This window comes from Streptomyces chiangmaiensis (genome assembly GCF_036281785.1).
GTDB classification, from domain to species: domain Bacteria; phylum Actinomycetota; class Actinomycetes; order Streptomycetales; family Streptomycetaceae; genus Streptomyces; species Streptomyces chiangmaiensis.
Genome location: NZ_JAYWVC010000526.1, coordinates 1 through 1,701 on the forward strand (window position 1 = coordinate 1; position 1,701 = coordinate 1,701).

Sequence of the window (1,701 nt, forward strand, 5' to 3'; positions counted from 1 at the left end):
AGCCCAACCCCCCGGCGCGCGCACCCCAATGACGACGGCCGCTGCATCACCTGCGCCTCTACCTTCACCGATCACCTGAAGGGAAGTACGTCGTGACGGACACACCCCGCACGCCACCGACGACCGCGCACCATGAGCGTCCCTTCATCAGCCACCCGGGGCGGTGGGAGAAGGAACGCGCCCGCGCCGAGCGGACCGGCCACATCCCTGACAGCACCTGCGCGGCCTCCTGTGAGCCCGTGCTCGTCCACGAACGCACCAGGTGGGGCTGGCTTGCCTGGACTGTCCCCGGAGACGGGAGCCTGCCTGAGATCCCCCACAAGATCGGGGTGCTCACCCCGGCCGCGACCCGCCTGCAGCGCCTGGCCCTGCGCTGGCTGACCCGGCGCCCCACACGGCGCATCGCCCTGGGCAGCATCCCCGCATCCCTGCGGCTCTCCGTCGCTGCCGTCGCCCTCATTAGCCTGCTCGTCGGGCTGTACGCCACCTGTCACGGAATCCCGGTCGGCGTCGCTCTGCCAGCGATGGTTCTCCCCCCGCTACTGGTCGAGCACCTCCTGGATCTGCTGGATGTCCGGGCCCGCGAACACGTCCGCGTGGTCGAAGGCGACGGCGCCTGCCGCTACCTCCAGCGCCTCGCCGCCCTGCATGCCGATCTCCTCCAGGCCGAGGCCAGCAGCGATCGCAGCGAACTGCGTCGCTCAGCCGCGCTCGGCCAGCACCTGCTGTGGGACGCCGTCGGCCTGCTCCAGACCCGTGACACCCGCGCGGCCTCAGCGGACCTGATCGCCCGCGAACGGCTGATGCTCCAACTCGCCCATCAGGCCGCCCAGATCCTCAACGCCACCGCAGAAGACGGCACAGCCGACGCCAACCATGCCGCCACCCAAGGTCGACCCCTTGGCCCGTACCCGCCTGCCGCCCGGCCGACGACCAATCCAACCTCTCGACACACACCGACACCGGTACAGAAGGGAACCTTCCCCATGACACGGCCCGAATCCAACCCGGCAATCACGGCCCCGGACGTCTACTTCCTGTTCGCGCACGAGCCCTACTACCCAGCCTCCGCCCAGGAGATCAACACCACTGTCGTGGCCGCCGCTTCCCTGCTGCACCCCCGTGCACGGCAGCCCGACGGCGCCCGCATCCATGACCTCCTCACCCGCGGCCGCCGACCGGGCGAGATCGTGCCGCTGTCCACGCTCACCCACGAGCTGGACGGAGGCGCGCGCTGGCCGGAGATCGGCGAATGGGAGGCAGTCACCGAAGACCTGCTGCAGCTCATCCGCGACCGCGACTGCGACGCCCTCAACCTGTGCCTGCCGGACATCGCCCGCGCCTTGGTGTGCGCCGGCCCGCGCAGCGAGATCCGCGCCGTCGACCCCAAGTCGCGGAGGCATCGGGCGTACCGGCCCGCCGACCGGGTCGAGGTCCTCGTGGAGGTCAGCAGGCAATTGGCCTGGGCAGCAGCAGGATCTCCCCTGTGGCCCGGCGACGGCCTGCTGCCCCCGCTCAACTCCGCTGATAAGAGCTGATGGCGAGCTCGTCGGCTGGTGGTCGGGCTTCGCCAGGCGAGCACGAAAGACATGAGACGGAAGTAGCGGCAGCGCACATAGCGATGGCCGGCCCCGCGAAGCCGTGCGGCTACGCGGGGGAGAGGTGGCTGGCCTCTCCATACCGGCCATCGTGCGGTCCTCT

At 70.4% G+C, this 1,701-nt stretch carries 1 protein-coding gene; it reads left to right on the forward strand.

The window, feature by feature from the left end; all coding sequences use genetic code 11:
• Window positions 1–92: 92 nt before the first annotated feature.
• The gene (locus VXC91_RS45200) at window positions 93–1,538 is read left to right on the forward strand and encodes a hypothetical protein (RefSeq protein WP_329513147.1); all 1,446 of its coding nucleotides are present in this window, start codon (window positions 93–95) and stop codon (window positions 1,536–1,538) included.
• Window positions 1,539–1,701: the final 163 nt, after the last annotated feature.